Origin of the sequence: Bradyrhizobium sacchari, assembly GCF_002068095.1 — a bacterium.
Taxonomy (GTDB): domain Bacteria; phylum Pseudomonadota; class Alphaproteobacteria; order Rhizobiales; family Xanthobacteraceae; genus Bradyrhizobium; species Bradyrhizobium sacchari.
The window spans coordinates 14,759-41,145 of record NZ_LWIG01000017.1 but is presented as its reverse complement, the minus strand read 5'-3'; the positions used below and the strand labels follow the sequence as shown (position 1 = coordinate 41,145).

27 protein-coding genes and 1 tRNA gene are annotated in these 26,387 nt (G+C 65.4%); 11 read left to right on the top strand and 17 right to left on the bottom strand.

What is annotated here, in order from left to right; genetic code table 11:
* Window positions 1–17 precede the first annotated feature (17 nt).
* On the bottom strand, window positions 18–1,325 hold the full coding sequence (locus A5906_RS22140) for a glutamate-5-semialdehyde dehydrogenase (protein ID WP_080137440.1): 1,308 nt from the start codon (window positions 1,323–1,325) through the stop codon (window positions 18–20).
* 191 nt (window positions 1,326–1,516) lie between these two features.
* Between A5906_RS22140 and A5906_RS22135 the strand changes: the two genes are divergently transcribed.
* Together A5906_RS22135 and A5906_RS22130 are read left to right on the top strand one after the other, a co-directional pair.
* On the top strand, window positions 1,517–1,795 hold the full coding sequence (locus tag A5906_RS22135) for a type II toxin-antitoxin system ParD family antitoxin (protein WP_080137439.1): 279 nt from the start codon (window positions 1,517–1,519) through the stop codon (window positions 1,793–1,795).
* Window positions 1,785–2,081, top strand: a complete 297-nt coding sequence (locus A5906_RS22130; RefSeq protein WP_080137438.1) for a type II toxin-antitoxin system RelE/ParE family toxin — start codon at window positions 1,785–1,787, stop codon at window positions 2,079–2,081. The genes A5906_RS22135 and A5906_RS22130 overlap by 11 nt, the downstream gene beginning before the upstream one ends.
* Window positions 2,082–2,087: 6 nt before the next feature.
* On the opposite strand, the gene proB is transcribed toward A5906_RS22130, so the two are convergent.
* Window positions 2,088–3,209 carry a glutamate 5-kinase gene (gene proB, locus A5906_RS22125; protein ID WP_080137437.1) on the bottom strand — a complete coding sequence of 374 codons (1,122 nt, stop codon included), beginning with the start codon at window positions 3,207–3,209 and terminating at the stop codon, window positions 2,088–2,090.
* A gap of 189 nt (window positions 3,210–3,398) precedes the next feature.
* Here proB and A5906_RS22120 point away from each other — a divergent pair, with 189 nt between their 5' ends.
* On the top strand, window positions 3,399–4,388 hold the full coding sequence (locus A5906_RS22120; RefSeq protein WP_080137436.1) for a Bug family tripartite tricarboxylate transporter substrate binding protein: 990 nt from the start codon (window positions 3,399–3,401) through the stop codon (window positions 4,386–4,388).
* 149 nt (window positions 4,389–4,537) lie between these two features.
* Here A5906_RS22120 and A5906_RS22115 read toward each other — a convergent pair whose 3' ends face one another.
* From A5906_RS22115 to A5906_RS22105, 3 genes are all read right to left on the bottom strand, one after another.
* Complete coding sequence (locus tag A5906_RS22115) at window positions 4,538–6,169, bottom strand: alkaline phosphatase family protein (RefSeq protein ID WP_080137435.1); 1,632 nt, start codon at window positions 6,167–6,169, stop codon at window positions 4,538–4,540.
* A gap of 145 nt (window positions 6,170–6,314) precedes the next feature.
* Window positions 6,315–7,355 (bottom strand): GTPase ObgE, encoded by a 1,041-nt coding sequence (gene obgE, locus A5906_RS22110; protein WP_080137434.1) that lies wholly within the window; start codon window positions 7,353–7,355, stop codon window positions 6,315–6,317.
* Window positions 7,356–7,440: 85 nt separating this feature from the next.
* Window positions 7,441–7,923 (bottom strand): MaoC family dehydratase, encoded by a 483-nt coding sequence (locus A5906_RS22105; protein ID WP_080137452.1) that lies wholly within the window; start codon window positions 7,921–7,923, stop codon window positions 7,441–7,443.
* 261 nt (window positions 7,924–8,184) lie between these two features.
* Here A5906_RS22105 and A5906_RS22100 point away from each other — a divergent pair, with 261 nt between their 5' ends.
* Window positions 8,185–9,099 carry a DMT family transporter gene (locus A5906_RS22100; protein ID WP_080137433.1) on the top strand — a complete coding sequence of 305 codons (915 nt, stop codon included), beginning with the start codon at window positions 8,185–8,187 and terminating at the stop codon, window positions 9,097–9,099.
* A 177-nt stretch (window positions 9,100–9,276) separates the two neighbouring features.
* Here A5906_RS22100 and A5906_RS22095 read toward each other — a convergent pair whose 3' ends face one another.
* The 3 genes from A5906_RS22095 to rplU form a co-directional block, all read right to left on the bottom strand.
* Window positions 9,277–9,870 carry a GNAT family N-acetyltransferase gene (locus A5906_RS22095; RefSeq protein ID WP_080137432.1) on the bottom strand — a complete coding sequence of 198 codons (594 nt, stop codon included), beginning with the start codon at window positions 9,868–9,870 and terminating at the stop codon, window positions 9,277–9,279.
* A 151-nt stretch (window positions 9,871–10,021) separates the two neighbouring features.
* The gene (gene rpmA / locus A5906_RS22090; RefSeq protein WP_018643862.1) at window positions 10,022–10,291 is read right to left on the bottom strand and encodes a 50S ribosomal protein L27; all 270 of its coding nucleotides are present in this window, start codon (window positions 10,289–10,291) and stop codon (window positions 10,022–10,024) included.
* 102 nt (window positions 10,292–10,393) lie between these two features.
* Window positions 10,394–10,780: a 50S ribosomal protein L21 gene (rplU, locus tag A5906_RS22085; RefSeq protein WP_080137431.1), complete on the bottom strand. Its 387-nt coding sequence runs from the start codon at window positions 10,778–10,780 to the stop codon at window positions 10,394–10,396.
* Window positions 10,781–11,111: 331 nt separating this feature from the next.
* On the opposite strand from rplU, the gene A5906_RS22080 reads away from it, so the two are divergent.
* Window positions 11,112–12,236: an ROK family protein gene (locus tag A5906_RS22080; RefSeq protein WP_080137430.1), complete on the top strand. Its 1,125-nt coding sequence runs from the start codon at window positions 11,112–11,114 to the stop codon at window positions 12,234–12,236.
* 233 nt (window positions 12,237–12,469) lie between these two features.
* Here the strand turns inward: A5906_RS22080 and A5906_RS22075 are convergent, their stop codons facing one another.
* Window positions 12,470–13,333 (bottom strand): alpha/beta fold hydrolase, encoded by an 864-nt coding sequence (locus tag A5906_RS22075; RefSeq protein ID WP_080137429.1) that lies wholly within the window; start codon window positions 13,331–13,333, stop codon window positions 12,470–12,472.
* Window positions 13,334–13,470: 137 nt separating this feature from the next.
* Between A5906_RS22075 and A5906_RS22070 the strand changes: the two genes are divergently transcribed.
* Window positions 13,471–13,560, top strand: a tRNA-Ser gene (locus A5906_RS22070).
* 35 nt (window positions 13,561–13,595) lie between these two features.
* Here the strand turns inward: A5906_RS22070 and A5906_RS22065 are convergent.
* Window positions 13,596–14,507 (bottom strand): LysR family transcriptional regulator, encoded by a 912-nt coding sequence (locus A5906_RS22065; RefSeq protein WP_080137428.1) that lies wholly within the window; start codon window positions 14,505–14,507, stop codon window positions 13,596–13,598.
* Between the two features lie 114 nt (window positions 14,508–14,621).
* Between A5906_RS22065 and A5906_RS22060 the strand changes: the two genes are divergently transcribed.
* Both A5906_RS22060 and A5906_RS22055 read left to right on the top strand, forming a co-directional pair.
* The gene (locus A5906_RS22060; RefSeq protein ID WP_080137427.1) at window positions 14,622–16,262 is read left to right on the top strand and encodes an FAD-dependent oxidoreductase; all 1,641 of its coding nucleotides are present in this window, start codon (window positions 14,622–14,624) and stop codon (window positions 16,260–16,262) included.
* Between the two features lie 80 nt (window positions 16,263–16,342).
* Window positions 16,343–17,323, top strand: coding sequence for a Bug family tripartite tricarboxylate transporter substrate binding protein (locus tag A5906_RS22055; RefSeq protein WP_080137426.1), 981 nt, complete (start codon window positions 16,343–16,345; stop codon window positions 17,321–17,323).
* A gap of 72 nt (window positions 17,324–17,395) precedes the next feature.
* On the opposite strand, the gene A5906_RS22050 is transcribed toward A5906_RS22055, so the two are convergent.
* The 7 genes from A5906_RS22050 to A5906_RS22020 form a co-directional block, all read right to left on the bottom strand.
* Window positions 17,396–18,382, bottom strand: a complete 987-nt coding sequence (locus A5906_RS22050) for a Bug family tripartite tricarboxylate transporter substrate binding protein (RefSeq protein WP_245326847.1) — start codon at window positions 18,380–18,382, stop codon at window positions 17,396–17,398.
* Between the two features lie 359 nt (window positions 18,383–18,741).
* A complete protein-coding gene (locus A5906_RS22045) occupies window positions 18,742–19,551 on the bottom strand; it encodes an ABC transporter ATP-binding protein (RefSeq protein ID WP_080137424.1) in 810 nt (269 codons plus the stop codon).
* On the bottom strand, window positions 19,548–20,339 hold the full coding sequence (gene rutD / locus A5906_RS22040) for a pyrimidine utilization protein D (protein ID WP_080137423.1): 792 nt from the start codon (window positions 20,337–20,339) through the stop codon (window positions 19,548–19,550). The genes A5906_RS22045 and rutD overlap by 4 nt, the downstream gene beginning before the upstream one ends.
* A 34-nt stretch (window positions 20,340–20,373) precedes the next feature.
* Complete coding sequence (locus A5906_RS22035) at window positions 20,374–21,174, bottom strand: ABC transporter permease (RefSeq protein ID WP_080137422.1); 801 nt, start codon at window positions 21,172–21,174, stop codon at window positions 20,374–20,376.
* A gap of 1 nt (window position 21,175) precedes the next feature.
* Window positions 21,176–21,562, bottom strand: a complete 387-nt coding sequence (gene rutC / locus A5906_RS22030; RefSeq protein ID WP_080137421.1) for a pyrimidine utilization protein C — start codon at window positions 21,560–21,562, stop codon at window positions 21,176–21,178.
* Window positions 21,559–22,299 carry a pyrimidine utilization protein B gene (gene rutB / locus A5906_RS22025; protein WP_080137420.1) on the bottom strand — a complete coding sequence of 247 codons (741 nt, stop codon included), beginning with the start codon at window positions 22,297–22,299 and terminating at the stop codon, window positions 21,559–21,561. Before rutB ends, rutC begins: the two co-directional genes overlap by 4 nt.
* Window positions 22,296–23,312, bottom strand: coding sequence for an ABC transporter substrate-binding protein (locus tag A5906_RS22020; RefSeq protein WP_080137451.1), 1,017 nt, complete (start codon window positions 23,310–23,312; stop codon window positions 22,296–22,298). Before A5906_RS22020 ends, rutB begins: the two co-directional genes overlap by 4 nt.
* 139 nt (window positions 23,313–23,451) lie before the next feature.
* Here A5906_RS22020 and A5906_RS22015 point away from each other — a divergent pair, with 139 nt between their 5' ends.
* From A5906_RS22015 to A5906_RS22005, 3 genes are all read left to right on the top strand, one after another.
* A complete protein-coding gene (locus A5906_RS22015) occupies window positions 23,452–24,366 on the top strand; it encodes a LysR family transcriptional regulator (protein WP_080137419.1) in 915 nt (304 codons plus the stop codon).
* A gap of 147 nt (window positions 24,367–24,513) precedes the next feature.
* The gene (locus A5906_RS22010) at window positions 24,514–25,785 is read left to right on the top strand and encodes a DUF2157 domain-containing protein (RefSeq protein ID WP_080137418.1); all 1,272 of its coding nucleotides are present in this window, start codon (window positions 24,514–24,516) and stop codon (window positions 25,783–25,785) included.
* Window positions 25,782–26,387, top strand: coding sequence for a GDYXXLXY domain-containing protein (locus A5906_RS22005; RefSeq protein ID WP_080137417.1), 606 nt, complete (start codon window positions 25,782–25,784; stop codon window positions 26,385–26,387). The genes A5906_RS22010 and A5906_RS22005 overlap by 4 nt, the downstream gene beginning before the upstream one ends.

Sequence of the window (26,387 nt, the reverse complement as noted above, 5' to 3'; positions counted from 1 at the left end):
GCGCCTTGCAACGTTGCTTACGGCCGCGTCTGCCCGGTGCCGTGAACGCGATATTTGAAGCTCGTGAGCTGCTCGGCGCCGACAGGACCGCGGGCGTGGAAGCGGCCGGTGGCAATGCCGATCTCGGCGCCGAAGCCGAACTCGCCGCCATCGGCGAACTGCGTCGAGGCGTTGTGCAGCACGATCGCGGAATCGACCTCGCTCAGGAATTTCTTCGCAGCGGTTTCGTCGGCGCTCACGATGGCATCGGTGTGATGCGAGCCGTGGTTCTGGATATGCGCGATCGCGCCGTCGACGCCGTCCACCACCCTCGCCGCGATGATCGCGTCGAGATATTCGGTGTCCCAATCGTCCTCGCTGGCAGGCTTGACGCGTGCATCGGCCTTCTGCACGGCGTCGTCACCGCGCACTTCGCATCCCGCCTCGATCAGCATCTCGATCAGCGGCTTCAGGCTCGATGCCGCAGCCGCGCGATCGACCAGCAGCGTCTCGGCGGCGCCGCAGACGCCGGTGCGGCGCATCTTGGCGTTGAGCACGATCGACTTCGCCATGGCAAGGTCCGCGCTGGCATCGACATAGACGTGGTTGACTCCTTCGAGATGCGCGAACACGGGCACGCGGGCCTCCTGCTCGACGCGCGCGACGAGGCTCTTGCCGCCGCGCGGCACGATCACGTCGACGGCGCCGTTCAGTCCGGACAGCATCATGCCGACCGCCGCGCGGTCGCGCGTCGGCACCAGCGTGATCGCAGCTTCGGGGAGGCCCGCTTCGCGCAGGCCCTGCACCAGGCACTCATGGATCGCGCGGCAGGAGCGGAAACTGTCGGAGCCGCCGCGCAGGATCACGGCGTTGCCCGACTTCAGGCAGAGAACGCCAGCATCCGCCGCAACATTGGGGCGGCTCTCGAAGATCACGCCGACGACGCCGAGCGGCACCCGCACGCGCTCGATGGTCATGCCGTTCGGCCGCTGCCAGCTCTCGGTGACGATTCCGATGGGATCGGCGATGCCGCGCACGATGCCGATGCCCTCGGCCATCGACTCGACCCGCGCCGGCGTCAGCGTCAGGCGGTCGATGAAGGAGGAGGTGCTGTTGCCGGAGGCGCGGGCCTCGGCGACGTCCTCGGCATTGGCGGCAAGAATCGCCGCCGCGTTGGCGCGGATCGCCCGCTCCATGGCCTCCAGCGCCCGGTTCTTCTGCTCCGGCGGCGCCAGCGCCAGCACGCGCGCGGCAGCGCGAGCACGGGTTCCGAGATCGGACATCAGCGCCAGGAGATCGCTAGTCCGATCGGCGTTGCCGTCAACGGCTTTGAGGGGGGCGGCCATGGGGTCAAACCTTCTGCTAAGGCGGTGTCCTAGCACGGAAATCCCGCTTTTGCGAAGGGCAGGGACGGTATGGCAGGGGCCCGGTTCGCGCCGCCGGGTCGGCCAATGGCCTGGTCATGCTCAAGGTTGGACGGATCCTTGGGGGGCGTCCCAATATCAATAAATATCAATATCTGATAACGGAGCCGCCCATGGCCAGCAGCTACAGCATTGGCAAGCATTTCGAGGACCTGATCGAGGATCTGGTCGCAAGCGGGCGCTATGCCACCGCGAGCGAGGTCATGCGCGAGGGCCTGCGCCTCGTCGAGGAGCGCGAGGAGAGGCGTAAGGTCAAGCTGGAGGCGCTACGGGAGGAAATCCAGAAGGGCTTTGACAGCGGGCCGATGGAAGAGGTTGATGTCCAGGAATGGATGAACGACATCAAGGCGCGGGGACGGCAGCGTTTGGCCGCGCGCAAGCGTGGCGAATAGATTTCGCAAAGCCCAGCAGGCAGACCTCGATCTCGATTCGATCTGGGAGTTCATTGCGTCAGACAGCGTCCGGTCCGCCGACAAGCAGATCGCTCGCATCGGCGAGATCTTCGAAATGCTCCTGGAGAAGCCGCTCGCGGAGCGCGAACGCCAGGAGTTGAGGGCCGGCCTGCGCAGCTTCCCGGTCGGCAACTACGTGATCTTCTATGTCCCGCTACCCGATGGCGTCGAGATCATCCGTGTCATGCATGGCCGCCAGGATATCGGCTCTGACGACATGCAATAGTCTCCCTTACCCGCCCACCACCAGATCGTCGCGGTGGATCATCTCGGCGCGGCCGCTGATGCCGAGGATGGTCATCACGTCCGGGGAGGAGCGGCCCTTGATGCGCTCGGCATCGTCGGCATCATAGGCGATCAGGCCGCGGCCGACCTCGCTGCTATCGGGGCCGCGCACGATCACGGCATCGCCGCGGGCGAACTGGCCCTCGACCTTGATCACGCCGGCCGGCAGCAGGCTGGCGCCGGCGCGCAGCGCGGTCACCGCGCCGGCGTCGATTGTCAGCGTGCCCTTCGGCTCCAGCGTGCCCGCGATCCAGCGCTTTCGCGAGGTGATGGGATTGGCGGGCGTCAGGAACCAGGTGCAGCGGCCGCCATCGGCGATCGCCTGCAGAGGATGCTCGATCTTGCCGGAGGCGATCAGCATGTGGGTGCCGCCCGTGGTCGCGATCTTGGCAGCCTCGACCTTGGTGCGCATGCCACCGCGCGACAGCTCGGACTCGGCATCACCGGCCACCGCCTCGATCTCCGAGGAGATGCTGTCGACGACCGGAATGAGCTTTGCGTTCGGATTGTTCTTGGGCGGGGCGTCGTACAAGCCGTCGATGTCGGACAGCAGCACCAGCAGGTCGGCGCTCGCCATGGTGGCGACGCGCGCGGCGAGGCGGTCATTGTCGCCATAGCGGATTTCGGTGGTGGCGACCGTGTCGTTCTCGTTGATCACGGGGATCGCGCGCCACTCCAACAGCTTGCCGATGGTGGAGCGCGCATTGAGATAGCGGCGGCGCTCCTCGGTATCCTGGAGCGTGACCAGGATCTGGCCGGCGTCGATGCCGTGGGCCCCGAGCACCTCCGACCAGATCCGCGCCAGCGCGATCTGGCCGACGGCGGCGGCGGCCTGGCTCTCTTCCAGCTTCAACGGACCGCGCGGCAATTTGAGCCGGCTGCGGCCGAGCGCGATCGAGCCCGAGGACACCACCAGGACGTCGCGTCCTTCCTTGTGCAGCTTGGCCATGTCGTCGGCGAGCGCGGCGAGCCAGGACGCCCGCACCTCGCCCTTGTCGGAATCGACCAGCAGTGCGGAGCCGACCTTGACGACGACGCGGCGGAATTGACTGAGTTCGGGGCTGGCCATGGATGTATGTGCTGGCGCCTGTGACGAATTGCTCGGGAAACGGCGGAGCGACGGGCGGCGCCGATGAGCCCTGCTTTTGCAGCAGGACGATGGCCGGCGCAAGGCGGCCCGAATGGTAAACGGCACTTGTTCGGGACGCCCTGTCTGGCTCTAATTGCCGGCAAGGATACAGGCTGAAAGAGGAAACGTATGGATCGCCGCACATTCATGGCCGGATGTCTTGGGGGAAGTTTTGGGGGAAGTCTTGGGCTGTCGCTGCTGGCGCCGGCGGGCGAGACACAAGCGCAGGCCGGGCTGACGAAAATCATCTTCCCGTTCGCGGCGGGGGCCGGCGGCGACACGCTGTGCCGGTTGATTGCGCAGGAGATGGCCCCGGTGCTGCAACGGACCATGGTGGTCGAGAATCGCACGGGCGCCGATGGCCTGATCGGCATCAAGGCGGTGAAGGGCGGCAGCGCCGACGGCAGCATGGTCCTGGTGACGACAGGCCCCACCATGTACCTGCTGCCAATGGTGGAGACGACGCCGAGCTTCGATACGGCCAAGGACTTCGTGCCGGTGTCGCTGCTGGCGCGGTTCGAATTCGCGGTCGTGATCGGCCCGGCGGTTGATGCCGCCGATTTCAAGGGATTTGTCGCCTGGCTGAAGGCGCATCCCGACAAGACCTCATTCGGCGTGCCGAGCAACGGGACGATCCCCCATTTCATGGGCTCCAGGCTCGAGAAGGATCTCGGCATTCCCTTGAGCCGCGTGCCCTATCGCGGCAGCACGCCGATTCTCAACGACCTCATCGGCGGCCATGTCTCGTTCGGGATCACGACGCTGGCGGATGCGCTGCCGCAGCATCGTGCCAAGGGCGTGAGGATCATCGCGGTCTCGAGTGCGGAACGTTCGCCCTTCGCGCCCGACGTTCCGACGCTGAAGGAGAGCGGCATCGATCTCGTTGCCGACGCCTGGTACGGCATGTGGCTCCCCGCCGGCAGCCCGCCGGACTTCGCCAGCAAGCTCGGGGCGGCCGCAAGCGCGGCGCTCGCCAAGCCGGAGGTGAAGGAGAAGCTCACCGCGATCGGCTTGATCCCGGTCGGCGGCACGGCGGAAGGACTGTCAAAGGAGCTCGCCGCCAACACCGCGTTCTGGCAGCCGATCGTGAAGGCGACGGGATACAAGCTCGAGAATTGAGTCTCTCCTCCCGTCATTGCGAGGAGCTCTTGCGACGAAGCAATCCAGACTGTCTCCGCGGCGGGACTCTGGATTGCTTCGCTGCGCTCGCAATGACGGCGTGGATGGATGTGCTCTTGTATCGACGATGCAGAATCGCGGAGAGCAGCTCACATCTTCGCGCGCTGGGCGATGCCGTCCTTGATCGCGGCGAGCTCTTTCTCGTCCCAGATGCCGATCAAGACGCCGCCCTTCACTTGCAGCTGGTTGTCGGCATAGGCCGCGATCTTCTCGCGCGGCGTCGTGATGTGGTCGCTCGGATGCAGCGCCCAGTCGAACAGCTCGGCCTGCAACCGCGCGATGATGCCGGCGCATTCCGGATCATCGCCGCGATCCAGAAACTCTTCCGGATCGGTTTCGAGGTCGTACAGCATCGGGCGAAAGCCGGAGGCGTGGATGTATTTCCAGCGGCCGTCGAACACCATGAACAGGCGGCAGCGCTCGATCGGCTGGTTCAGCTTCAGCCGCACGTCCTGCATGGCGTAGTCGTATTCGGAGAACGCGACCTTGCGCCATTCCGGCTTCTCGCCGCGCAGCAGCGGCAGCAGCGAGCGTCCTTCGAGGATGTGGCCCGGCACCTTGCCGCCGAAATAATCGACGAAGGTCGGCGCGAGATCGATTCCCTCCACCAGTGCGTCGCTGCGGGTGCCGCGCGTGGCGTCGGCCTCCCTCGAGGGATCGATGATGATCAGCGGAATTTTCGCCGACTGTTCGTGGAACAGGTCCTTCTCGCCCATCCAGTGATCGCCGAGATAATCGCCGTGATCGGAGGTGAACACGATCAAGGTGGTGTCCAGCAGATCGCGTTCCTCCAGGAATTTCATCAGCACGCCCATCTGATCGTCGATCTGGGTGATCAGGCCCATATAGGTCGGGATCACCTTCTCGCGGGCGTCATCGCGCGCCATGTTGCGGGAGTAGCGCATGTCCATATAGGCGCCGAACACCGGATGCGGGTTCTGGCGCTCGCGCTCGGAGCGGATTACCGGGATTATGTCATCCGTCGAATACATGCTGGCGTAGGGTTCTGGCGCGATATAAGGCCAGTGCGGCTTGATGTAGGACAGATGCAGGCACCACGGCCGGCCGTCTGTCTCGGCTTCGCAGATGAAGTCCATCGCGCGCCGCGTCATGTAGGGCGTCTCGGAATGCTCCTCCGGCACGCGCGCAGCCTTGTCGGCATGCACCAGCAGCCAACCGTTCTGCAAGCTTCCATCCTCGGCAGCGCCGGAGTTGGCCCAGTGCTCCCAGGGATTGGCGGCTTCAAAACCTTGGCTGCGCAGATACTCGTCGTATTTCGGGCGCGGCCGTCCGGTCGGATGCAGGCCGTCGTCGCGCTCATAGGGCTCGAAGCCGCATTCGGCGACATGCACGCCGATGACCGATTCCGGCGGGATGCCGAGCGCCTTCATGCCTTCGAGGTCGGGCGCCATGTGGGTCTTGCCGACCAGCACGTTGCGCACGCCGATCTTGCTCAGGTGATCGCCGAGCGTGGGCTCGCCGACACGCAGCGGCCAGCCGTTCCAGTGCGAGCCGTGCGAGCGCATGTAGCGCCCGGTGTAGAACGACATCCGCGACGGACCGCAGATCGGCGATTGCACATAGGCCTTGGTGAACAGCACACCGCGCTTGGCCATGCCGTCGATGTTGGGCGTCTTCAGCGTGGGATGGCCGGTGCAGCCGAGATAGTCATAGCGAAGCTGGTCGCACATGATCCAGAGAACGTTCTTCGCGCGCGCCATGCGTCATCCCCGCCGTTTCTTGAACGCTTGATGCTGCGATATAGCGGGCGCGATGGCAACCTGTCAGTGATGCGCGAGCCGTCGTCACACATTCGGTGTCGTCCCCGCGCCCCGTGCGCAATTGCGCACTAGGCCGGGACGACGATCAGGCCGACCAAGGCTCCGCTTCGGCCGCGCTCTTCGCTTTCGCGGAGACCGGGCTTTCGCCGATCACATCGGCCAACGCACGCAAGGCTTCCTTCACGCCATCGCCGGTGACGCCGGAGATCAGCAGCGGCGTCTTCTTGGCGGCGCGCTTCAGGCGATCCTTCTGCTTCTTCAATTCGTCTGGCTCGACCGCGTCGATCTTGTTCAGTGCGACGATCTCGATCTTGTCGGTGAGCTGTCCGCCATAGGCATCGAGCTCCTTGCGCACAGTCTTGTAGGCCTTGCCGGCGTGCTCGCAGGTGGCATCGATCAGATGCAGGAGCACGCGGCAGCGCTCGACATGGCCGAGGAAGCGATCGCCGAGACCAGTGCCTTCATGCGCGCCTTCGATCAGGCCGGGAATGTCCGCGAGCACGAACTCGCGGCCGTCGGCATTCACGACACCGAGCTGTGGATGCAGCGTGGTGAAGGGATAGTCGGCGATCTTCGGCCGCGCCGCGCTGACCTTGGACAGGAAGGTCGACTTGCCGGCATTGGGCATGCCGACGAGGCCGGCGTCGGCGATGAGTTTCAGCCGCAGCCAGATCCAGCGTTCCTCGCCGGGCTGGCCGGGATTGGCGTTGCGCGGCGCGCGGTTGGTGGAGGACTTGAAGTGCGCATTGCCGAAGCCGCCATTGCCGCCCTCGGCCAGCACGAATTTTTCGCCGACCTTGGTGAAGTCGTGGATCAGCGTCTCGCGATCCTCGTCGAAGATCTGCGTGCCCATGGGCACCTTCAGCACGATGTTCTTGCCGTTGGCGCCGTGACGGTCCGAGCCCATGCCGTTCTCGCCCTTCTGGGCCTTGAAGTGCTGCTGGTAGCGGTAGTCGATCAGCGTGTTCAGCCCGTCGGCGACCTCGATGATGACATTGCCGCCGCGGCCGCCATTGCCGCCGGAGGGGCCGCCGAATTCGATGAACTTCTCGCGGCGGAACGCCACGCAGCCGTTCCCGCCGTCACCGGAGCGGATATAGACCTTTGCTTCGTCAAGGAATTTCATGGGTCATAGGTAGGCCAGCCGGCCCCCTCCGGCAACCCGGATTGACCCGCAAATCGGCCGAAATTCCGCGAATTCCGCCCCTTGCTTAACCCGCCGCCCGCCGCCGGATCAGGAATTTCTGCGTGCCCTCCAGCACCAGCTCCTTGCGCTGGTTGAACACGGTGCTCCCTAGCGTCACGACGCCTGTGGTGCGGCCCGGCACCAGCTCGGTGACCTCCAGCGCGGGATAGATGGTGTCGTCGGCGAAGACGGGCTTGAGGAACCGGCTCGATTGCTCGAGGAAGCCGACGAGCGATTCCTCGACCATGAACGGAAACAGGCCGGCGCCGGGCGCGGTGTGGATCAGGGTCTGGAAGCCGTGGGCCAGCAGATGCGGCATGCCGCGGCTGCGACAATATTCCACGTCGTAGTGCACGGGATGGGTGTCGCCGCTTGCGGTCTGGAATGCCGCAAACACCGCCGAGGTCTGGGTGCGGCTCGGCAGCACGAAACGCTCGCCGACGACGAAATCCTCAAACCAGCGTTGCGTGGGGATCATGCGATGCTGGGCCGGATCGAAATCGGTCATGTCCATGCTCATTTTGTTGGTGAAGTCTGTATCGCTACCGCGATGCGAAGAGTGCGACAATCCGTTCAATTCGGCGGTAGCGGGCTTGTCCCTGCGGCCCACGTCATTAAAACGACCGCAAGCGACACAATTCGCCGATTCCTGATGCTCTCTCTCCGTCATTGCGAGGAGCGAAGCGACGAAGCAATCCACACTGCCGCTGCAGAGACAGTCTGGATTGCTTCGCTCCGCTCGCAATGACGAGCTCTCACAGTGCAATCAATGCCCTTCTTCAAGAATCTCTCCGCGTATGACGATCGCTCCGCGCGCCTGGCCGGCATCGGACTCATGGTGCTGTCGATCTTCATGTTCTCGTTCGGCGATGCCATGGGCAAGTTCCTGGTCGGGACCTATTCGGTGGGGCAGCTCCTGTTTCTGCGCGCCTGTGCGGCTCTGATCTTGCTGTCGCCGCTGATCTGGAAGCAGCGCCGCCATTTCCTGCATCTGGAGCGGCCAGGCCTGCAGCTGTTTCGCGTCGTGCTCTCGACGCTCGAGGTCGCCGCCTTCTTTCTCGCGACGGTCTATCTGCCACTCGCCGACGTCATCACCTACTATCTCGCCGGTCCGATCTTCGTCACCGCAATGTCGGCGATCTTTCTGGGCGAGAAGGTCGGCTGGCGGCGCTGGACCGCGATTCTGATCGGCTTCTGCGGTGTGCTGATCGCGTTGCGCCCGTCGGCGCAGACCGTCAGCCTGCCGGCGCTGATCGCGCTCGGCGGCAGTCTCTCCTTCGCGACCTTGATGCTGATCACGCGCAGCCTGCGCAAGACGCCCGACATCGTCATGGCGTCCTCGCAATTCATCGGCACGTTTTCGCTGGGCGCGGTGCTGTCGGCTTTCCACTGGGTGCCGCCGACCCCTGGCAGTCTCGTGATCTTCGCCGCCGCCGGGCTCATTTCGGTGACCGCGCTGTTCTGCGTCAACCGTTCGCTCAAGCTGGCACCGGCCAGCGTCGTGGTGCCCTATCAGTATTCGATGATCGTCTGGGCCGTGATCTTCGGCTTCGTCGTGTTCGGGGATGTCCCCTCGATCGCGACGATCGTCGGCGCCGCGATCATCATCGGCGCGGGATTCTACATCTATCTGCGTGAGCGCGATCTGGGACGGCAGGGCGAGCAGGTGAATCCGCCGGTGTAGCAACACTGTCGTCCCGGGGCGCGCAGCGCGAGCCCGGGACCCATACCCACAGGAAGTCGTTTTACGAAGATTCGGAGTGGTCGCTCTGCCCCATACTCCTCCCTGGGAGTATGGGTCCCGGGCTCGCGACTTCGTCGCGCCCCGGGACGACAGCGGAGAACGTGGCAGCGCCTTCGCCTATCTCACCCGCCGCGCGCTGCTCCAGCTCTTCAACGACGCCCAGACGCCGCGGGAGAGGCGGAAGCAGTCGACGGGCGTCGAGGAGCCCAGCGCCAGGAAGCGGTGCAGCTGGACGCCGCTCCACTGGAAGCCGCACTTCTCCAGCACCTTGCGCGAGGCCGGGTTGGTGACGCGGGCACCGGCATAGAGATGATCGTCCTCGTACTCCTCGAAGAAGAAGTCGATCGCGCCGCGCGCAGCCTCGGTGGCAAAGCCTTGGCCCCAATACTCGACACCGAGCCAGTAGCCGAGCTCGGCATTGCCGGGCTTGGAGCAGTCGATCCCGACCATGCCGACCGGGCCGCTGTCGTGCTCGATCAGGAACGCGGTCTCACTGCCGGGCTCGGCGGTGGCGCGGATGAATTCGACCGCGTCGTCCTGCGAATAGGGATGCGGCAGGCGGCGCGTGTTCTCGGCGACGCGGCGGTCGTTGGCGAGCCGGGCGATGGCCCTGACGTCGGCAAGCGTCGGCCGCCGCAACGTCAGCCGCTCGGTGGCGACGACCCTTGGTCTCGCCTCCTGCAAGGTCACGCTCGAGAAGTCCTGCAACATGTCCGGCTCCGTGAAAGTCACTAAGTCAAAGTGAGCAAGTCAAAGAAAAGGGGAGGCCGGTTTCCCGCCTCCCCTGGAGCCTTCGATCTCTGCGATCTCTAGGACTCCGCCGGTTTGGTAGGACCCGGCGGACTCCGATTTGATCCACCGTCTATTCAGCCGCCTCTGCGATCGGGAGTACCGACACAAAGGTGCGGCCGTTGGCTTTGGCCTGGAACGCAACACGACCTTCAACCTTGGCGAACAAAGTGTGGTCCGTGCCCATGCCGACATTAAGGCCGGGGTGCCAGGTGGTGCCGCGCTGACGCGCAATGATGTTGCCGGGAGTGACGATCTCCCCGCCGAACGCCTTGATGCCGAGGCGCTTGCCCTTCGAATCGCGTCCGTTGCGCGATGAACCGCCTGCTTTTTTGTGAGCCATGGCTCGTCTCCGAAATCCTGCGTATTTCTAGATCAATTCCTTGACGGAATCATTTCACGATTTCTCACGCATCAATTCGTGAATTGGCGTGATCAAATCCCGTTATTCGGCGGCTTCCTTCGCGGACTCCTTGGCCACCTTCTCCTTCTTCGGACGCGGGCCCTTGGTGGGCTTGGCGCCGTCAGTCAGGATCTCGGTGACGCGGAGAACCGTGATCTCGTCGCGATAGCCGCGCTTGCGGCGCGAATTTTTGCGGCGGCGCTTCTTGAACGCGATGACCTTCGGGCCGCGCTTGTGGTCGAGCACCTCGACCGCAACGGACGCGCCTGCGACCGTCGGGACGCCCAGCACCGGCGTGTCGCCGCCGACCACCAGAACTTCATTCAACTGCACGATCGTGCCGACTTCGCCGGCGATCTTGCCTACTTCGAGAACATCATCCGGCACGACGCGGTATTGCTTGCCGCCGGTTTTGATGACTGCGAACATCGTTCTTTCTCCGTGTTCAATCCCGGCCTCGGGACTGATATCGTCCGGGCCGGCTTTTTGTCAGTCGCTATGGGTTTATCTGCGTTTTGTGCGGGTGGGAGTTATCCCATTGAAAACCCACGCAAAAACAAGTGGCGCGAGAAACGCCTCGCGCCAGCTGTGGGACTTATAGCCGCCAACCGCCGCAAGTCAAGGAAAACCGCTGAAAACGGCCCGGATTTGAAGGATTTGGCCGTCCCGGCGGCCTCCGGCCGAATCCCGGCCGGCCTTTGCAACAAACCGGTTCCCCCGCCGTTAGTCCGCCAGAACAGGTAAGCGGGCAAGGGCTCCCATGGCAACAGACGAACTGGTCAAGACGACGGGCATCGCCCATCATGGCGCCGAGCGGCTGCCGTCGGTGGACGTCGACAGCTTCAACATCGAGATGAAGGACGAGGACGGTTTCCTCGGCGACCGCGCCAGCAAGGGCGCCTTCCGCGACATTCTCGACCGCTGGCGCAAGCCGCTGCGCAAGACCGGCGAAGACCCGTTCGGCAAGGAGCCGTCGGAGAACATCAGCAAGAAGACGCTGGATGCGATCCTGATCGGCGACGACACCGAGGCCTCCGCGGTGGTGCACAGCGCGATCGAGGACTTTGCCCAGGAGCTTGCTTATGTCACGCGGCGCTTCCTGAAGACCAAGGCCTGGGCCAAGACCGAGCGCATCGTTGTCGGCGGCGGCTTTCGCGATTCCAGGCTTGGCGAACTGGCGATCGCGCGCACCGAGATCATCCTGAAGTCCGAGGATTTCAGGATCGATCTGCAGCCGATCCGTCACCATCCCGATGAAGCCGGCCTGCTCGGTGCGCTGCATCTGGCGCCGTCCTGGATCTTCGAGGCATATGACAGCATCCTCGCCGTCGACATCGGTGGCACCAACATCCGCTGCGGCCTGGTCGAGACCAACTGGAGGAAGGCCAACGACCTGTCCAAGGCGAAGGTCGTGAAGTCCGAGTTGTGGCGTCATGCCGACGACGAGCCGACGCGCGAAGGCGCGGTGAAGCGGCTCATCAAGATGCTGAAGGGGCTGATCACCGAGGCTGAAACAGACGGCTTCAAGCTCGCGCCCTTCATCGGCATCGCCTGTCCCGGCGTCATCAACGCGGACGGCTCGATCGAGAAGGGCGCGCAGAACCTGCCGGGCAATTGGGAGAGCAGCAAGTTCAACCTGCCGTCGAGCCTGATTGAGGGCATCCCCGAGATCGGCGGGCACGACACCGCGTTCCTGATGCACAATGACGGCGTGGTTCAAGGCCTCTCGGAGGTGCCGTTCATGCAGGACGTCGAGCGCTGGGGCGTGCTGACCATCGGCACCGGGCTCGGCAATGCCCGCTTCACCAACCGCCGCAAGGAGCGGGACTCCACGGAGAACGGGAAGAAGAAATCGAAGGAAAACAGCAAGAACGACAAGGAGTAACCTTGACTGGTTAGGTTAAGGACCGGATTGCGTTGCAGCGCGCGGGCTGCACGCTAGGGTCGAATCGTCGCCTCACCTGGCCGGCGAAGCCGCCCTTCACGGCCAGCATTGCAATGAGCGGCACCGGGACCGCCAGTGTTTACCGCGTCTGGCGGTCCCACCCGTTTTCCGAGCGTTTTCGAGCGAAGTGGACACCGGTTCGCGCCAGGAAAACGCGTCAAACGAGAAATCTCTCAGCTCCAGCCGATGCGCTGAAAGAAGGCCGCGATCTCCGCGGCCGCGCGATCCGGGTCTTCCCGATGCGGGAAGTGGCCGACGCCGGGAAACATCGCGAGATCGAGCGCGCTGAAGGTCTCGCCGAGGCGGTCGGTCCAGGCATAGGGAAACAGCGGATCGTGCTCGGCCCAGCGCACGCAGGTCGGCATCTTGATCGGCGGAAGCCGTGGCGCTTCGCCCTTCATCATCGCGACCCGCCCGGCATGCGAGGCCCGATAATGCGCAAAGCCGCCGGCGAGATTGCCGGGCTTGAAGTAATTGTCGGCGAAAGCGTCGAGGACGTCGTCGAACGCGTTCTTGCGATGCGCCCAACCCCTCAGAAAATGCCCGATATAGAGACGGCAGCTCTCCCGGCTCGCGCCGACCAGGCTAGGTGCCATCTCCATCTGGTGAAAGGACTGGTACCAGATTTCGTTGAGCCTATCGGGGGCCGCCATGCGCGGCCCAATGCCGGGATAGACGAAGTCGAAGAAGAAGAGTCCGGCGAGCCGCTCCGCCGCCTGCCGGGCCAAGGGCTGCATCACGGCGCCGCCGACATCGTGCCCGACCACGCCGAATCGCTCGATCCCGAACTCCGCCATCAGCGCCAGCATGTCGGCGGCATGACCGTCGGGCCCGTAAGGCCCGTCCGGCTTGTCGCTGTCGCCGAAACCGCGCAGGTCAGGCGCGATCAGGGAGAAGCGGTTTGCCAGCCGGGCCATCACCGGCTCCCACGTCAGCCAGAATTCCGGCCATCCATGCAGCAAAAGCAGCGGTTTTCCGTTTCCGGCGCGAACCACGTGGAATTTGGCGCCATTGGCCGTGACTGTCAGATGCTCCATGGCAGTTCCTTCCCAAGGCCGGCATAGAGGGCCAAAAGAGGCAGCGGATTTTCCCCTTTCGCGCCTTGTCTGGCCCGCCATCCTCGCCTATTAACGCCCCCAACCACAGGGGCCGCAGCTCCTATATGGCGCCTTCAGGAGAGGTGGCAGAGTGGTTGAATGCACCGCACTCGAAATGCGGCATAGGTGCAAGCCTATCGGGGGTTCGAATCCCTCCCTCTCCGCCATATCAAAGCCGACGCTTCCAAATAGCCCCGCAAAATCAGCCTGATGTCGGTACCATCCGACCCGCCAGCACCGCGCGCGCCGTGGTCACAAACGCCTGCGCCGCCGGCGACAACGTCCGGCCCTGGCGCTGCAGCAGTGACACCGGTCGCGTGATGGCCGGGCGCACCAGCGGCCGTGCGATCAGCGTCGGGAACTGATCGGCCGGCAGCATCGTCGCGGGCAGGATGGCGAGGCCGAGGCCCTGTGCGGTCATGGCGAGCGCGGTGTTGATCAGCGTCACTTCATAGGTTGGATCGAGGCGCTTGCCCTGCGCGCCCAGCGCCTGATCGATCTGCATGCGGATCCGGCTCTCTCGGCGCATCGCGATGGTCGGCAGTTGCGCCAGCTCGTCCCATGTGAGGGAACGACGTGCGGCGAAGTCCGCGGTGCGGCGGCCGATGGCGCTGAGGCGGCCGCTTGTCAGTGTCTCGATGGTCAGGTCGGCGAATTCGCCCTCCACGCTGCCGATCGCGAATTCCGCATCGGTCGCGCTCAGGCGCGGCACGAGGTCGTCGGCGGCAACATCGCGCATGTCGATCTCGATGTCGGGATGGCTGGCGCGGAATTTCGCGAGCACTGGGGGCAGCAGTGCCGAGGCGGTGCCGGCCGAGGCGAGAAACGCGACGCGGCCGGCGCGGGCCTGCGCGAGGTCGCGCATACGGCGCGACAGGCCTTGCGCGTCGCTCAGCATGCGTTCGGCGGCGTGGAACGCCTCGTCGGCGGCCAGCGTCGGCTGCACCGAGCGCGTGGAGCGGTCGAACAGCTTGACGCCGAGTTGGGCCTCGAGCTGCTGGATCAACAGGCTCGCGGCCGATTGCGTGATCCCGAGCTCGCGGGCGGCCCGCGTGATGCTGCGCGTCCGGTACACGCCTGTGAAGGCCTGCAACTGGCGCAAGGTGATATTCATAGGAAATACTCATGAATTGATGAGTTCTTTCCGGCTTATCGCATAAACGGACCTGCAATAAAATGCATGTCGCGTGGGTTACGAAATCCGCGGTGACAAGGGGCGGAAACGAGCATGAGAACACAGGTACTGGTGGTGGGCGCCGGGCCCGTCGGATTGACCGCCGCGATGGATCTGGCCTCGCGCGGGATCGACGTCGTCGTCGCGGAGATCCGCCATGCCGGCGATCCGCCCAGCGTCAAGTGCAATCACGTCTCGGCGCGCTCGATGGAGATTTTTCGACGGCTCGGCGTGGCCGCCAAGCTGCGCGATGCAGGGCTCCCTGCGGACTTTCCCAACGATTGCTCCTATCGGACCACGGCGACCGGCATCGAGCTCTGCCGCATCGACATTCCCTCCCGCGCGCGCCGCTATAGCGCGACCGGCGGCCCCGACACCTGGTGGCCGACGCCCGAGCCGCCGCACCGGATCAACCAGGTCTATCTCGAGCCGATCCTGTTCAGCCATGCCGCAGCGCAGCCGCGGATCGAGATCCTGGCGCGCACCGAAATCACTGACATTGAACAGCACGACGACCATGTCATCGCGCTGGCGCGCGATCTCGACAGCGGCAATTCGCTGCGCATCGAGGCATCCTTCGTGATCGGCTGCGACGGCAGCCGTTCCCTCGTTCGCAAATCGATCGGCGCCAGCCTGTCCGGCACGCCGGTGATCCAGCGCGTGCAGTCGACCTTCATCGAAGCGCCGCAGCTCAAGGAGCTGATGGGCGCGCACAAGCCGGCCTGGATGGTGCTCTCGCTCAATCCGCGCCGCTCCGGCACCACGGTTGCGATCGACGGCCGCGACCGCTGGCTGATCCACAATCACCTCAAGCCCGACGAGCCCGAATTCGACTCGGTCGATCGCGACTGGTCGATTCGCGCCATTCTCGGCGTCGACGAGCGGTTCGAGTACAAGGTCCTCAGCAAGGAGGACTGGGTCGGGCGTCGCCTCGTGGCCGACCGCTTCCGCGACCGCAGGGTCTTCATCTGCGGCGACGCCGCGCATCTGTGGATGCCCTATGCCGGCTACGGCATGAATGCCGGCATTGCCGACGCCGTCGACCTCTGCTGGCAATTGGCGGCCCATCTGAACGGCTGGGCGCCTGCTGCGATCCTCGATGCCTATGAGGCGGAGCGCCAGCCCATCACCGAGCAGGTGTCGCGCTTTGCGATGGACCACGCGATGAAGATGATGGCGCAGCGGGGCGGCGTCTCGGCGGAGATCGAGGACGACACGCCGCGCGGCCACGCCGCGCGCGCGGCGCTGGCGCGAGCCGCCTACGATCTCAACGTGCAGCAATATTGCTGCGCCGGCCTGAACTTCGGCTACTATTACGACGCCTCGCCGATCATCGCCTATGACGGCGAGACACCGCCGCCTTACGCCATGGGCAGCTTCACGCCCTCGACCGTGCCGGGCGCCCGCGCGCCGCATCTGTTCCTGCGCGACGGACGATCGCTCTACGACGCGTTCGGTGTCGGCTACACGTTGTTGCGGTTCGACCCGGCGATCGATGTGACGCAGCTGCAATCCGCAGCAAGGGAACGCGGCGTGCCGCTCGCGCTGGTCGACATTGCGCCGGAGGAGGCAAACGGCGCCTATGCTGAAAAACTGGTGCTGGCGCGGCCCGATCAGCACATCGCCTGGCGCGGGCAGGCCGCGCCGGAAGATCCTGGCGGCTTGCTGGCGCGCATCACTGGCGCTGCGGCGTAAGGCGATTTCAAGCGGGCGGCCTGACGGCGCAGCCTGTCAGGCCGTGTTTCAAGAACAAGAACGCACTTGAGGAGGACTACGTGTTTCACGTTGCAAGGCGCCGCATCCTGGCCGTGCTGACGGCTGCGACTTTCGCGGTGTTGCCGCTGGAGGCAGGCCGTGCCGCCTATCCCGAGCAGTTGATCAAGATCATCGTGACCTTCCCGCCCGGGGGCAGCGCCGACACCGTCATCCGCGCGCTCGAGCCGCTCGTCACCGCCGAGCTCAAGCAGAGCCTGGTGATCGAGAACCGCGCGGGTGCCGGCGGCAACATCGGCATGGCCGCGGTCGCGCAGGCCAAGCCGGACGGCTACACGCTCGGCGTGGCGCCGGCGGGCGCGCTGACCGTGAATCCGCACCTCAATGCCTCGATGCCGTTCGAGCTGAAGGATCTCGCGCCGATCACGCTGCTCGCGGAAATTCCCTTCGTGCTGGTCTCATCCGCAAATATCCCGGCGCACAACCCCGCGGAGACGATCGCGCTCGCCAAGGCCAAGCCGGGTGCGCTGTCGATCGGACATGGCGGCAACTCGACAGCGATGCATCTGACCGCCGCGTTGTTCACGCAGAAGACCGGGATCGCCATGGAGCTCGTCCCGTATCGCGGGACCGCGCCGGCGGCGGTCGATGTTCTCGCGGGCCATGTGCCCTTCGCGGTGCTGGATATTCCGGCGTCGCGGCAGTTGATCCTCGAGGGCAAGCTCAACGCGATCGGCGTGTCGTCGGCACGCCGCCTTCCGTCGCTGCCCGATGTGCCGACACTGGCCGAGAGCGGCATTGCGGGTTTCGAATCCGTGGGCTGGTTCGGGCTCGTTGCTCCCGCCGGCACGCCTGCGGATGTCATTGGCAGGCTGAACGAGGCGTTCACCAAAGCCCTGAAGGATCCTTCGGTGGCGGAGAAGATTCGCACCCTCGGCGCGGAGCCAGCACCGATGGCACCCGAGCAGTTCGGCCGCTTCATTCAGGACGAAAGCACGAAGTGGGGCAAGCTCATCAGCGAGGCCGGGATCAAGGCGAACTAGACTCGCTCTCACACCCGGCTTCTCCGACGACCGCTCCTTCGCGTGCGCGATGTGCAGGGACGTGCGCATGAGCTAGCGCGCGGCGATGCCCGCGCTCTCGATCACCCGCTTGTAGCGTGCGGTCTCCTCGACGATGAACGGTTCCAGCTGGGTCGGCCCCTTGTCGGCGATCGAAACCTGGCCGTTGGCGGTGAGGTCCGCGACGATGGCGGGGTCGGCGAGCGCGGCGGCCAGCGCCTCAGAGAGCCTGCCCACGATTCTCGGGTCGGTCCCGGCCGGGACCGAGACCCAGGTCGAGCCGACATTGACGGCGTCAGGGTAGCCGGCCTCGAGCACCGTGGGCGCGTCGGGCAGCGCGGCCAGCCGCGCCGTGCCGGTGGTGCCGAGCACCTTGACCTTGCCGGTGTCGATCAGCGGCCTGAGCACGGTGAGGTAGTCGAAGGAGACGTCCAGGATGCCCGACATCATGTCGGTCATCTGGCTCGAACCCGCCTTGTAGGGCACGTGGGTCAGCCTGATGCCGGCGGCCGCCTGGAACATCTCGCCGGCGAGGTGCTGGGCGGTGCCGGGGCCGGGGGAGCCGAAATTGACCTTGCCCGGGTTGGCCTTGGCGTAGGCGACGAACTCGGCCAGCGTGCTGTAGGGCGCTGCTGCGGTCGCGACGAGGATCTGGTTCGCCGAGCTCACGCCGCGGACGTGGACGTAGCTCTTGAGCGGGTCGTAGTTGAGCTTCGTCAGCCCCAGGTTCGGCTGGATCGTCATAGGCCCGCCGGAGGCGTAGAGCACGGTGTAGCCGTCGGGCTGGGCCCGCGCGACGAACTCCGTTCCAATGGTCCCGCCGGCGCCAGGTCGGTTCTCCACCACCACGGGCTGCCCAAGCCGCGTCCGCAGCAGCTCCGCTATCTTGCGCGAGACGAGGTCGGTGACGCCGCCGGCCCCGAACGGCACCACCCAGGTGATCGCGCGGTTCGGCCAGGATTCCGCGGCCGTCTGGGCTTCCGCGGCGCCCGCCTGGAGCGACAGCGTCGTCGCGGCGACGAGACACAGGAGCACTCTCATCACCGTGGATCCGGCGCGACTGCTCACGCCGCTGCCCGCGCCAAATCCCATGGATGAAGTCCTCCCTCGCCGCAAGGTGGCCGTTTACGACCATGTTGAGCGAAAGTTACAGCTTTGAATCTCCTCCAACCATTGGCGCAGTCTGAGCATCTCTTTTGCAAAATATGAAAAGATCGATGAATCGCATTCAGGCCATGGAACGGCTCGATGCCGATTCAACACTCAACGCCATCCGGCATGCGCCGCTCTTTGAATTCTGTCCTTCTCTTCAGACGGTTCGTTGGACTCAGCCGACGCCACGCCTGCAGTTGCTGGCTACTGTGCATGGGGTTGTTTTCGCCATTTTGGCGATCCCGCCCTCACGCGACGCTGGCCGGCTTCTCCAGATCGGCCCAGATCTTCGCAAAGTAGTCCTGGAATTGCGGGTCGGTGCGCAATGCTGCCGGGTCGCGGCCATCCCGCGGCAATTCGATCACATGCAGCGCACGCACCGTCGCAGGCCGCGCGCTCAGCACCAGCACCCGGTCGGCCATGGCGATGGCCTCGCCGATGTCGTGCGTGACGAGAATGGCGCTCTTGCCGCGCTCGGCGATGATGCGGGAGACGTCGGCCTGCATCAGCAGGCGGGTCTGGAAATCGAGCGCGGAGAATGGCTCGTCGAGCAGGATCACGTCGGGGTCGAAGGCCAGCGTGCGCATGATGGCGACGCGCTGGCGCATGCCGCCGGAGAGCGCCGCGGGCTTCGCATGCTCGAAGCCCGAGAGGCCGTAAGTCCGGATCAGCTCCAGCGCGATCTCGCGCGCGCGAGGTTTTGGCGTCTTGCGGATCTCGAGCCCGAGCATGACATTGTCGAGCACGCTGCGCCACGGCAGCAGCAGGTCCTTCTGCAGCATATAGCCGACATGGCCGGCGGCATCATCGACGCGCCGGCCGCCGACCTCGACATGGCCACGGGTCGGCCGCAGCAGTCCGGCAATAGCGTTGAACAGCGTGGACTTGCCGCAGCCGGAGGGGCCCACGATCGCCAGCGTCTCGCCACGGCGGAGCTCGAAGTCCACTTTCCGGATCGCTTCGACCGGGCGGTCGGCACCATCGAAGGTGACGCCGACATCCTCGGCGCGCAGCACGATCGGCGCTGCGCCGGAAAGATTCTGCGCGAGCGCATTCATCGGTCCACCTCCCTGCAGAAGCCGAGCAGCGTGTCGTTGAAGATTTTTGGCGTGACCACGCTGAAGGCGTGCGCGCCCCAATCGACCTCGTGCACGCGCGCGCCGGGAATGGCCGCGGCGAGCTCGCGGGTGAGATAGGCCGGCACCAGCGCGTCGTCCTTTGCCGAGGACAGCAGCGTCGGCACGCTGATCCCTTTGAGGCGCCTGCCGCCCTCGAACGCGAGGAACATGTCGATGCGCTGGTTCATCGTCGCGATGGACGGAAAATGCTTCAGGATCTTCTCTTCCTCCGCATCGAGATGGGCGATGTTCTCGGAGATCCATTGCGGCGGATAGAGGAACAGCGGCTGCGCGCGCACGTAGGCCTGCGGACCGGATTGGTTCAGCAGAGCTTTCCGGATCTCGAAGCAGCGCCGCAGGAATGGATCGGCGCGGCCCCAGCCGTTGACGACGGTGAGGCTGCGCAGCCGTTTCGGATGACGCAGCGCCAGCTCGATGCCGACAATGCCGCCGATAGCGTGGCCGACGACATGCGCGGCATCGGCGCCAGCGTTGTCGAGCACGCAGGCGATGTCGTCGGCCATGCCGGCGATGCTGCGGCTGCCGGCAGCACTGCGGCCGGTGCCGACGTGATCGTAGAGGATGACCTGATGGCGGCTCGCGAGCGCATCGAGCTGCGGCGCCCAGAACGAGCCGCTGCCGCCCATTCCGGCCGAGAGCAGGACCGGCGTGCCGCGCCCGTGAACTTCGTAATAGATCTCGGCATCCTTGCAGCGTGCAAAAGCCATGACATCCCAGCGATTGGAGTGGTGTGGTTGCGGATCAGGCCAGCAGGTGCCGCTCGATCAGGTCGATCGCGCCGTACATCAAGAGTGCGACCGCCATCAGCGTCGCGATGCCGACCCAGACCGCATTGAGGTCGTAGAGCACGCCGGCATAGTAGATCATGTAGCCGAGGCCCTCCCTGGAGGCGATGTACTCGCCGACCACGGCGCCGATCAGGGCGAAGCCGACATTGAGGCGAAAGGCCGCCACGATCCACGGCATCGCGCCGGGCACGATCACGGTGCGCCAGGTCTTCCATCGCGAAGCGCCGAGCGAGCGCAGCAGCTTGACGAGGTCGGCATCGACCTCCTTGGCACCCTGCAGCGCGGTGATGACGGCGACGATGAAGGTGATGATCGCGGCGATCGCGATCTTTGACGAGAGGCCGATGCCGAACCAGACGATGATCAGCGGCGCCAGCGCGATTTTTGGCAAGCCGTTGAGCGCAACGAGATAGGGTCGCAGCACCGCGGCTCCAGTCGGGACCAGCCACAGCGCCAGCCCGGCCGCGCTGCCGAGCATCGTTCCGATCAGGAAGCCAGCGATGGCCTCCCAGGCGGTGAGCGCAGCGTCGCGCAGGAGCTCGCCGCTTGCGATCAGCTTGCCGGCCTTGGCGATGATGCCGCTCGGCTGGCCGTAGAGATAGACCGCGATAAGGCCGAACCGGATCGCGAGCTCCCACGCCGCGAGCAGCGCGACCAGCAGTGCGAACTGGAGCAGCGCGATCTTCAGTGCAGGCGGCAGCTTGAGGCGTGCGCCGCCCGTCACCGCGGCCCGGCCGGCATCGAGCACGGCCACCTCACGCCCTCTTGTGTGCGATCGAGGCGATCTCGACGAGGCAGGCAGGCTTCACCAGGCCGCACTGGATGCAATAGCGCGCCGGCTTCTCACCTGGAAAATATTCGGCATAGACCTTGTTGACCGCGGCGTAGTTGGCCCAGTCGGTGATGAAGATCGAGTTGAAGGTGACGTCGGCAAGGCTCGAGCCCGCCGTCTCCAGCACGCGCTTGATCGTCTCCAGGATGTGCCGGGTCTGGCCGGCGGCGTCGCCTGCGTGGACAACGTCGTTGTTGGCATCGAAAGCCAGCGTGCCCGACACGTAGATCACGTTGTCGGCCATCATGCCCGGGGAAAACGGGGCGATGGGGGCGTGGGTGCCCGGCGGAATGATGGCGCGGTCGGTCATAGCGAATCCTTTTTTGCTGGAACGGCTTCGGTCTGGGCAAAGGCGCGGCGGAAGTCGCTCGCGGACGAGACCCAGCCGAAGAAGGTCTCGATGTTGAAGATTGAAGCCTTCTGGATGTAGTCGGGGCCGGCCTGGTGGGTCGCGTCCTCCAGCATCACGCCGAAATATTCGAGGTGAAAGGCGTCGCGCAGCGTCGATTCCACGCAGACGTTGGTCGCGATGCCACAGAACACGAGGTTGCGGATGCCGCGGGCGCGCAAGATGCTGTCGAACTGGCTGTTGAAGAAGCCGCTATAGCGCGTCTTCGGCACCACGATGTCGCCGGGCTTCGGCTGCAGATCGTCGACCAGCGCATAGTCCCAGCCGCCCTTGGCGAGCAGCTTGCCCTGCAGCTCGGGCCGCTTGCGCATCGTCTTCAGCGCATTCGACTTGTGCCAGTTCGGCGAGCCCGGGCCGCCGGCCTCGACATAGTCCGCGTCCCAGCCGTTCTGGAAGAAGATCACCGGGACGCCGGCACCGCGCGCGACGTCCAGCACGTCCTGGATCGCGGTGATCGCGGCCTTGGCGCCGGAGATGTCGAAACCGGCGAGGTCGAGATAGCCGTTGGGCGAAGCATAGGCATTCTGCATGTCGACGACGACCACGGCGGTCTCGTCGATCGCGAGCCGCAGCGGCTCGGGCCGCGCAGGCAGCGTGACGTAGCGCTGCTCGCGCGCCGGAGACGTATTCACGGTCATGACGCGAGACCGAACTGCTTCGTGGCCTGCTCGGCGAAGCGATTGTCGACCATCTGCGTGTAGGGAAGGGCGGACTGCACCGCGCCGCCGCCTTGTTCGAGCTGCATCGCGCGGTCCCATTCGTCCGCCGAGATGGTGGGATTGCGCGGGATCGCAGTCTTGGAGCCGAAGAAGTTCTTCGTTGCGCTCGCGACCACCGACGGCGTGACCTTCGGGAAGTACTTCTCTGCGACCTCGGTGAAAACAGTATTGTTCTCGTGCATCAGCTTCTGCGCTTCCGCGATGGCGTTGCAAAAGCCCTGCACGGCCGCCGGATTGCTCGCGATCGTCTCTTCCGTCGCCATCGCCGTGGTGAAGCAGAGCGAGCCGAGCACGTCGGCAAAGGACAGCACCGGCACCAAGCCGAACTGTTCGGCGGCGATGCTGACGTCCCATTCGAAGGCGGTGGCGATGTCGGCGCGGCCGTCCTTCACCGCGGCGGCCTGCGCGCCGGGCGGCAGCTCGAGGAAGGTGACGCCGGCTTCCTTCGGATCGAACTTGCCGACGGTCTTGATCGCGTAGGTCGGCACCTGAATTGTCGAGGACGGGAATTTCAGCGTAGCGATGGTCTTGCCGCGCAGATCGTCGATCGTCCTGATCTTGCTGTCGGGTTTCGCAATGCCCCACATCGACACGCCACCGACGATCTTGGCGATGTTCTTGATCTTGCCGCCCTCGCGCACCGCATTGACCGACATGCCCGGGCTGGTCACGCCGATCTGGCCGCGCCCGGAGAGCAGGATCGGCACCGGCAGCGCAATGCCGCCGGCGGTGGAGAGGTCGGCGTCCAGGCCATGCTTGGCGAACAGCCCCTTCTCCGCCGCGACATAAAGCGAGTTGTACATGCCGAGCCGCAGCGCCTCGGCGATCGCCACCTTGCTGCCGGCGGCGAAGCCGGGCGTGTTGAGGCCGCCCAGCGGCGCCGTCGCCGCGCCCAGCAGCGAATACTTCATGAGGTCGCGTCTGTTGATCACGTCCCAGTCCTTTGACTTGTCAGAACAACGAGTTAGCTCGCCGACTGCCCATTTGATGATCATCCCCGATCTTCGCCCAAAATCCTTGCATTGGAGATTTTCATTAACAATCCGGAATAGAGAGATATATTTATAAGCTATGCTGATAGATCAGCTCGACCTGAAACAGCTCCGCGCCTTTGTCCGGGTCGTCGAGACCGGCAGCTTCAGCGCCGCGGCGCGCGCGCTCGGGATGTCGCAATCCGCCGTCAGCCAGGCAGTGCGTCAGCTCGAGGAAAATTTGCGGGTGCGGCTGCTCGATCGCACCACGCGAAAGCTTCAGCTCAGCAAGGTCGGAGCGGAGTTCATGCCGGGCATCCAGCGTCTGCTGGCCGATCTCGATCGGCAGCTCCAGGATCTACGTGATTTGCGCGAGCACCGCCGCGGTCACGTCACGGTGGCCTGCGTGCCGTCGGTGGCGCTGCGGCTGATGCCGCGTGTGCTCGCCGCATTCCAGCGCGAGCATCCGATGGTCGCGGTGACGCTGAAGGAGATCTCGCGGCATCAGATCTTTGCGGCGCTGCGCGGCGGCGATGTCGATCTCGGCATTGCCAACGTGCCCGGTGACGATCCGGAGCTCGACGCCTCGCGCCTGCTGATCGACAATTTCGCGCTGGTGATGCGCCGCGATCATCCGCTCAGCGCGCGCGCCGAGGTGAGCTGGACCGAAGCATCAAAAGCCGGCCTCGTAGTGATGGCGTCAGGCACAGGCATCCGGCTCGAGATCGAGCGCGGCTTCGCGGAGCTCGGACACGGCACGCCGATCCATGAGGCCGAGCATCCGGCGACGCTGCTGGCGCTGGTCGAAGCCGGGGTCGGCGTCGCGCCGCTGCCGAGTCTCGCCTGGCCGGAGGCGGATCATCCCGTGCTCACCTGGCGCAAGCTGGTCGAGCCCGTGATCGAGCGCGAGCTCTATCTGATCTGGCGCATCGGCCGCGACCTCTCGCCGGCCGCACGCGCGCTCCAGCGCGGTATCTTGGCGGGCGCGCAGGCGATCCGCGAACGGAGCGGTTAACGTGCCCGAGCGGCAGCCGGCGATCCGGAGCCCTGTCATCGCAGCGATGATAAAGGTTGAACCTGCCAGCGGCGGCGGCCGACCCAGCAACAGCCCGCCGGCGGGCACGGAGCCAGTGGCCGGCAGGCAGTCAGGTAATTCACGACCATGTTCGACAAAGCCTACCGGCAGCGCCTCGAAGCTGACCTTGTGCAATGGGAAGCCGATGGCGTGATTGCGCCGGCGGCGGCCGCCAGCATCCGCAACGCGCTTCCTCCGCTCTCCCCCGGCATCAACATCGCGGTGGTCGTCGGCATCGTCGGCGGCTTGCTGATCGCTGCCGCCTTCCTCGCCTTCATCGCCGCGCACTGGACGGAGATCGCGCGGCTGATGCGGTTTGCGATCCTGATTGCCGGCATGGTCGTTGCCGGCGGCCTCGGCGCCTGGTTCGCCTCAAGGGGGCGCATTGTTCTCGCCGATCTCTGTGCCAGCGTCGGTGCGATCATCTTCGGCGCGGGCATCGCGCTGGTCGGCCAGATGTATCATCTCGGCGACGACTTTGCCGCTGGCATGCTGTTGTGGTCGATCGGCGCGTTGGCCGCGGCGGTGCTGACCGGCTCGCGCGGCGCGCTCGCGGTCGGCCTCGTGGCGGCCTCGATCTGGACCTGCATGCGGGTTTACGATGCACCCGATGTCCTGCATCTTCCGTTCCTGGCGGTCTGGCTGTTCGCCGCCGCTCTCGCCTTCGCGTGGCATTCGCGCGCTGCCGCCCACCTCGTCGCGATCGCGATGATTCCATGGTGGGTCGCGACGTCGTTCCGCTTCGAATTCGACGGCGCCCAGCCGTCATTCGTGCTCGCGAACGGAGCGGCCTTGCTGTTCGGCGCCGGACTGGCGATTGCGGCCGCGCCGTCGCCGAGAGCGCTCCGGTTCGGCAGCGTCCTGTCGATCTACGGCGCGTTTTCGCTGGCCACCGCCGCGTTCCTGGAGGTGACGACGGTCGACGACATCGTCCGCTTCCGGGCCGGTTCGGGTGCGGGCCAGCCGCTGTGGGCCATTGTGTGCGGGGTTGTCGGCGTGATCCTAGCGCTGGTGTCCGCAGGGATCACCAGGCGCGCAGGTGAAGTCCTTGCGGCATGTGCGATCGGGCTGGTCCTACTGGCCGCACCGGTCTGGCCGGCATCCATGGCCGGCGAATCCTGGTTCGCCTATGCCGCGCTGCTCTCAGCCATGCTGTGCCTCGTCGTCTCCGGCATGCTCGATGACGTACGCCCGCGCGTCGTGGCCGGCTGGCTCGGAATTGCCGGGGTCATCGCCGGCATCACCTGGTCCGTGAAGGGCTCGCTGCTGCGTCGCTCGGCCTTCCTGGCCGCGGCGGGCGTTGCGGCCGTCGCATTTGCCACCGCGCTCAATCGCATGCTGCCGAGGGTTCAGCGATGACCGAGCTGATCGCATCCGTGACAAGATTCTGGCAGCGCATCCCGAAAGCCGTGCTGTTCGGCGCCGCCATCCTGATCCAATGCGTGCTGCTGGTTCTGATGGTTGCCGATCGCATGCAGATCCTGCGCGACGGCCGTGAGGTGACCCTGCAGACGCAGCCGGTCGATCCCCGCGATCTGCTGCGCGGCGATTATGTCGTGCTCCGCTACGACATCTCGCAGCTGCCGGCAGGTCGCCTCACCGGCAAACCGTCTGGCACGCGCAATCCCTTGGTGTTCGTCAAGCTCGCGCCCGGTGCCAACGGGCTTTACGAGGCCGTCTCGGTGCATGCCGAGCCTATTGCAGTCACGGCGCCCGAAATCCTGATCCGCGGCCGCGTCCTCTATTCCTGCGGTTCGACCAGCCCCATCTTCTGCGACAAGCTGACGATCAAATACGGTCTCGAAAGCTATTTCGTGCCCGAAGGCGAGGGCAGGACGCTCGAGCAGGCCCGCAATCAGCAGAAACTGCGCGTCGTCGCCGCCGTGCTGCCCTCCGGCCGCGCCGCCGTCAAGCGGCTGCTGCTCGACGGCGAGCCGGTGTATGAGGAGCCGTGGTATTAG